This is a genomic window from Acidithiobacillus sp., assembly GCF_049965315.1.
Lineage (GTDB): Bacteria > Pseudomonadota > Gammaproteobacteria > Acidithiobacillales > Acidithiobacillaceae > Acidithiobacillus_B.
On record NZ_JBMFWL010000053.1, the window covers coordinates 1 to 5,694 of the forward strand.

Annotated in this window: 8 protein-coding genes; 3 read left to right on the forward strand and 5 right to left on the reverse strand. The window is 62.7% G+C overall.

The genetic code is table 11. The features are described 5' to 3' along the window. Positions 1 to 39: 39 nt before the first annotated feature. The 5 genes from ACP5MM_RS09555 to ACP5MM_RS09575 are packed head-to-tail and all read right to left on the reverse strand — an operon-like array spanning position 40 to position 3,298. Positions 40 to 183, reverse strand: a complete 144-nt coding sequence (locus tag ACP5MM_RS09555) for a CBS domain-containing protein (RefSeq protein WP_427934512.1) — start codon at positions 181 to 183, stop codon at positions 40 to 42. Between the two features lie 56 nt (positions 184 to 239). Continuing rightward, positions 240 to 2,003, reverse strand: coding sequence for an arsenical pump-driving ATPase (gene arsA / locus ACP5MM_RS09560; protein WP_427930806.1), 1,764 nt, complete (start codon positions 2,001 to 2,003; stop codon positions 240 to 242). A gap of 40 nt (positions 2,004 to 2,043) precedes the next feature. After that, positions 2,044 to 2,406, reverse strand: a complete 363-nt coding sequence (gene arsD / locus ACP5MM_RS09565) for an arsenite efflux transporter metallochaperone ArsD (protein WP_427930807.1) — start codon at positions 2,404 to 2,406, stop codon at positions 2,044 to 2,046. Between the two features lie 44 nt (positions 2,407 to 2,450). Next, the gene (locus ACP5MM_RS09570) at positions 2,451 to 2,936 is read right to left on the reverse strand and encodes an arsenate reductase ArsC (protein WP_427930808.1); all 486 of its coding nucleotides are present in this window, start codon (positions 2,934 to 2,936) and stop codon (positions 2,451 to 2,453) included. Further along, the gene (locus ACP5MM_RS09575) at positions 2,933 to 3,298 is read right to left on the reverse strand and encodes an ArsR/SmtB family transcription factor (protein WP_427930809.1); all 366 of its coding nucleotides are present in this window, start codon (positions 3,296 to 3,298) and stop codon (positions 2,933 to 2,935) included. The genes ACP5MM_RS09570 and ACP5MM_RS09575 overlap by 4 nt, the downstream gene beginning before the upstream one ends. A 104-nt stretch (positions 3,299 to 3,402) precedes the next feature. On the opposite strand from ACP5MM_RS09575, the gene ACP5MM_RS09580 reads away from it, so the two are divergent. From ACP5MM_RS09580 to ACP5MM_RS09590, 3 genes are read left to right on the forward strand one after another with little or no spacing between them, the layout of a single operon-like run. Next, positions 3,403 to 4,716: an arsenic transporter gene (locus ACP5MM_RS09580; protein WP_427930810.1), complete on the forward strand. Its 1,314-nt coding sequence runs from the start codon at positions 3,403 to 3,405 to the stop codon at positions 4,714 to 4,716. Then, positions 4,716 to 5,030 carry a hypothetical protein gene (locus ACP5MM_RS09585; RefSeq protein WP_427930811.1) on the forward strand — a complete coding sequence of 105 codons (315 nt, stop codon included), beginning with the start codon at positions 4,716 to 4,718 and terminating at the stop codon, positions 5,028 to 5,030. Before ACP5MM_RS09580 ends, ACP5MM_RS09585 begins: the two co-directional genes overlap by 1 nt. After that, positions 5,030 to 5,671, forward strand: a complete 642-nt coding sequence (locus ACP5MM_RS09590; protein WP_427934513.1) for a class I SAM-dependent methyltransferase — start codon at positions 5,030 to 5,032, stop codon at positions 5,669 to 5,671. Before ACP5MM_RS09585 ends, ACP5MM_RS09590 begins: the two co-directional genes overlap by 1 nt. Positions 5,672 to 5,694: the final 23 nt, after the last annotated feature.

The window sequence follows — 5,694 nt, forward strand, 5'->3', positions numbered from 1 at the left end:
CTTCCGACTCGATTTCATGGTATCCATGGCTCCATTTTTTCACACTTCAGAGCCTCCACGAAAACCGGGGGGATTCAGTACTCCGTTGATCCGGTGTTCCAGCAGTAGCCGGGCGATCTCCGCCACCGGGGTCTGCGGCGCGACGGTAAGCGGATCCGGAGTCATGAGTTGCTCTACTTTCATTTCGTCTACTCCTCTCTGTCCTATGCTTGTCGGTCCCTCGGATCCGATCACTACGGTCACGACGCCGGATTCAGCAGCGATCGCAAGTGGTCTATGCCCACCGGCTCCTCTGCCTGCATCGGTACCAGGGCGACGCGTTTGGCGTAGCGGGTGCGAACCGCCTCGATCTGGGCCACCTCCAACGCGGCGCGCTGCTTCAGCAAGGGCGACGCAGTCGGCGCAGCGGCCAGGCTGTTGTTGATGACCCAGGCCCACGGCTCGATGCCTGCACGACGCAGGTCTTCCTGCAGTTGCGCGGCCTCCAGGACCGGAGTGGGTTCCGGCAGGGTCACGATCAACACCTTCGTCCGTTCCGGGTCCTGCAACTGCATCATCGGCGTGGTGTAATGCACCTGCGGATCGATGAGGTGGCGGGTCACTTCGCGATGATAGGCCCCGGTGGCGTCCAGCAGCAGCAGGGTATGCCCGGTTGGTGCGGTATCCATCACCACGAATTGCTTGCCGGCCTCGCGGATGACGCGCGAGAACGCCTGGAACACCGCGATTTCCTCGGTGCAGGGCGAGCGCAAGTCTTCTTCCAGCATGGCACGGCCTTCGGCATCCAGGTCTTTGCCTTTGCTGTCCAGCACCTGCTGGCGATAACGCTCGGTTTCCACCTCCGGGTCAATGCGGCTGACTTCCAGATTATCCAGCGAACCGGCCAGCGTGTCGGACAGATGCGCGGCGGGGTCGGAGGTGGTCAGGTGAACGGGCAGGCCGCGTTCGGCCAGCGCCACCGCCACCGCAGCCGCCAGGGTGGTTTTGCCGACTCCGCCCTTGCCCATCATCATGATCAAGCCGTGACCCGTTCCAGCGATCGCTTCAACCAGCGTCGACAAGCGCGGAAGGTCAACGCATTGGACGGGCGCACCGCTACCGGCGGGGACGATTTCGTCTCGATCAGCGAACAGGCTGCGCAGCGCTCCGACGCCGACCATGTTGAATGCCTTGAGCGGCAATTGATCGACTGGCAGATCGCGCAGCGCGGCGGGCATGCCTGCTATGGCCGCCTGCTCGCGGTGGCGTATGGCAGCGGCCAGCGCGTCGTGAACGGCTTCGCCGGCTGGCAGCACACCGTTGATGACCAGGTTCTGCCGGGTCAGGCCGATGGCGGCCAATTCCTGATGGGTGCGGGCGACCTCATCCAGCGTGGTTTTCTGCGCGCGGGCGACCAGCATCAGGCGCGTGCGCTCGGGATCGGACAGCGCCTTGACCGCTTCGGCATAACGCTGGCGTTGCTTTTCCAGGCCCGCCAGTGGACCGAGGCACGACGCGCCTTCCGGATTTTTCTCGATAAAGCCGCTCCACGCGCCGGACAATTGCAACAGGCGAATGGTATGGCCAGTCGGCGCCGTGTCGAAGACGATGTGATCGTAGTCGGCAGTCAGTGCCGCATCGGTCAGCAAAGCGGTGAATTCGTCGAAGGCCGCGATTTCGGTGGTGCAGGCTCCGGAGAGCTGTTCTTCGATGCCTTTGACCACGGCGTCCGGCAGAGCGCCGCGCACGGGGCCCACGATGCGCTCCCGGTACTGTTGTGCGGCCTGTTGGGGATCGATTTCCAGGGCGAATAGCCCGGGCACCGTAGCAATGGCGGTGATCCTGTTGCCGATAGCCTGACCGAATACCTGACCGACGTTGGACGCCGGGTCGGTGCTCACCAGCAAGACCTTCTTGCCCAGTCGAACCAGGTGAATGGCCATGGCACAGGACAGCGACGTTTTACCAACGCCCCCCTTGCCAGTGAAAAACAGAAAGGTGGGCGGGTTTTGTAGGAAAAGCATGCCGAAGTCCCCGTTGGAACATACGCCGATGATGAACCGTTCAGCAGGTTCCGCCGCCACCGCAACAGCCGCCAGAAGGGCTTTCCATGGCTGGCGCCGCCGCCAACCCGGCCCAGCGGAGCAGTTCCCCGCGGGTGGGATAGCGCCCGGCCAGGGCGATCTCCCCTTCGACCAAGATCAGCGGCAACGCTTCGGCGCCAGAACGATCCAAAAACTGTTTCACCACCGAATTGTGGACAAAGGCCATGGGTTCCTGGCTGAGGTTGTAGCGTACCAGATCGATTCCCTGGCCTTTCGCCCAGTCCGCGTCGGCAGAAAAGCGCACCAGCGCAGGATCTATGGTCGGACCGCATACGCCCGTACTGCAGCACATGGCGGGGTCATACACACGGATTTTGGTCATGATGAAGTCTCCTGAAAGAATGGATGCCGTCTGAAAAGCCACGATTACCGTTCACCGATGCGCGCCAGTTCGGCTTGCAGGGCCGGGCCGCCACCTTCTTCCCACTGTGTCCAGGGCAGGGCCAGAAAGGCTTCGATCCGACGACGCAGGATCTGGTAGGCGGTGGTGAAGGCCGCCTCGATCTCCGCCTCGCTGCCCGTTGCCTTGGCGGGGTCTTCCACGCCCCAATGGGCGCGGAGCGCCGGGCCGAGATAGGCGGGGCAGGTCTCGCCGGCGGCGCTGGCGCAGACGGTGATGACGATGTCGGGCGTTTCCGGCAGGTCGTCCCAGGATTTGCTGTGCAGACCCTCCGTGGGAATCCCCTCGCGCTGGAGCAAGGCGAGCGAGCGGGGATGCACAAACCCCGTCGGGTGACTCCCGGCGCTCATGGCATGCATGTGCGGGCCCGTGAGGGCATTAAAGGTGGCCTCGGCAAGGATGGAGCGGCAGGAATTGCCGGTGCATAAAAACAGAATGTTGAGAGATTTCATTTGGCCCTCGACTGCGTGCAGGAAAAAGAAGGCTCGCCGCCCGGCATTGCGCCAGGGGCGCACAACTCCGGCCGATGCCCGCAACAATTGTCCGTGAGATAGGCAATGAGCCCTCCCACTGCCATCAGACAGGCCCGGTAGCGTTGGTAGCGGCCTTCCCGATGACCGCTTACCAAGCCGGCATATTGCAGGGTTTTGAGATGAAAAGAGATGCTGTTTCCGGGAATATCGAGCCGTGCGGCAATGTCCCCGGCAACGAGACCGTCGGGTTCGTGCTCCACCAAGAGGCGATAAATATTTAGTCGGACGGGGGACGCCAATGCTTCGAGCAGACGGATGACGTGATCTTGCTGTGTTTCCATTGATCAACTCCAGAATAGTTATTGAAGTATTGACATATTTCCGGGGATCGTCAAGACTCAACCTCGCATTCTCAAAGCCCGCGTTTCAAGGAGTGGCTCCGTCCATGTTGGCTATCGTGATCTTCGTTATCACCCTCATCCTGGTGATCTGGCAACCGCGTGGGCTGGGCATCGGCTGGAGCGCCATGGGTGGCGCGTTGGTGGCGCTGGCGACCGGCGTCATTCACTGGAGCGATATTCCCATCGTCTGGCATATCGTCTGGGACGCCACCTTTACTTTCGTAGCGCTGATCATCATTTCCCTGATTCTTGATGAGGCGGGCTTTTTCCACTGGGCGGCCCTGCATGTCGCACGCTGGGGGAGAGGGTCCGGGCGCCTTCTCTTTCCCCTGATCGTCATGCTTGGGGCCAGCATCGCTGCGGTTTTCGCCAACGATGGCGCGGCGTTACTGCTCACCCCCATCGTCATGGCCATCCTCTTGCGCCTCGACTTTACGCCTGCGGCCACCTTTGCCTTTGTCATCGCCACGGGCTTTGTGGCCGATACTACCAGTCTGCCACTCATGATCTCCAACCTGGTCAATATTGTCAGCGCCAACTATTTCCAGATCCCCTTTGATCGCTATGCGCTGGTGATGATACCCGTCGATCTGGTGGCCCTGGTTGCCACCCTGCTGGTGCTCTGGTTCCGTTTCCGTAACCACCTGCCGCGTCACTATCCGCTCGGCGGACTGGAGTCGCCCGCCACCGCGATTCGCGACCCGCTGGTTTTCCGGGCCAGCTTTCCGGTATTGATGACGTTGCTGGCGGCCTACTTCATTACGGCGCACTGGCAGGTGCCGGTATCCGTGGTGACCGGCTCTGGCGCGCTGGTTTTGCTGGCCATCGCTGGAAGGTGGGCGCGCGGTGGGCGCGGCGCCCGGATCCCGGTGCGTAAAGTGCTGCGCGAAGCGCCCTGGCAGATCGTGATCTTCAGCTTGGGCATGTATCTGGTGGTGTACGGCCTGCGCAATGCCGGACTCACCGATTATCTAGCGATGGCATTGCAGTGGCTTGGGGGACAGGGGCAGGTGGTCGCGGCGGTGGGTACGGGGGTATTGAGTGCGGCACTCTCCTCCATCATGAACAATATGCCTGCCGTGCTGGTGGGGGCACTGGCCATTCATCATGCCCAAGGCCTAAGTCCGATGATCCGGGAAATCATGGTCTATGCCAATATTGTGGGCTGTGATCTCGGCCCCAAATTCACGCCCATCGGTAGCCTGGCTACGCTGCTCTGGCTCCATGTGCTGCAGCGCAAGGGCATGACCATCACCTGGGGGCAGTATATGAAAACCGGGCTATTGATCACGCCGCCGGTGCTTCTGCTCACTCTGCTGGCATTGGCCTTCTGGCTGCCGGTGACGGGCCTTTCCTGATGCACATCCTCGGCCTGCTGCTCAATGCTCACCCTGCCGAGCGCCTGTCCAATACCTTGAATCTCTCTTTCCCCGGGGTGGCGGGCTGGCAACTCCTCGCCGCCGTCCCGGAGATCGCCGCACCCACGGGCTCCGCCTGTCATGCGGGCGGCCATACAGTGAGTGATGTCCTGGCGGCGATGTCCATGCCCCGGGAACAAGCCTTGGGTGCGATCCGTTTGAGTTTGGGCCGATTCACCACCACGGCGGAGATCGAGGAGGCGGCAAGCGTTCTGATCGCCGCTTGGCGGCGCCTGACGGGGGCGGTAGGCTGATGGATCCCGCGTCTTATGACGCTTGGTACGATACCGCCCGCGGGCGCTGGATCGGCATGGCCGAGTTCCGCCTGCTCTCCAGGCTGCTGCAGGCTCGGCCGGGGGACACGCTCCTGGACGTGGGCTGTGGCACTGGATGGTTCACCCGCCGTTTTGCGGAGGAAGACCTCCTCGCCAGTGGTCTGGATCCAAACCCGGACTGGCTTGCCTTCGCTCAAGCCAAGGGTCCTCCCGCGACCCGATGGATCCTGGGGGATGCCCGTGCCCTGCCCTTTCCCGACCGCAGTTTCGACCGGGTGGTTTCGGTCGCGGCCTTGTGCTTCGTGGAAGAGGAGCGCCAAGCCGTGGCCGAGATCGTGCGGGTGACGCGGCAGCGCTTTGCCATCGGCTGGCTCAACCGGACGAGCCTGCTCTACAGGCAGAAGGGCCGGGGCGGTGGAAGCGGGGCCTATCGTGGGGCGCGCTGGCATCGTCCCCGCGAAGTGCTCGACTTCTTCTCCGGCCTGAGGGTGCGCCGGCTGGCGGTACACTCCGCCATCTTCCTCCCTTCCGGGAACCGCGTGGCGCGAGCGATGGAACGGCTACTGCCCCATACGCTGCCCTGGGGCGGCTTGGTGGTGGTCTCGGGAGAGACGGCGTAGTTTTTGGGGCCGAACCAGATGGG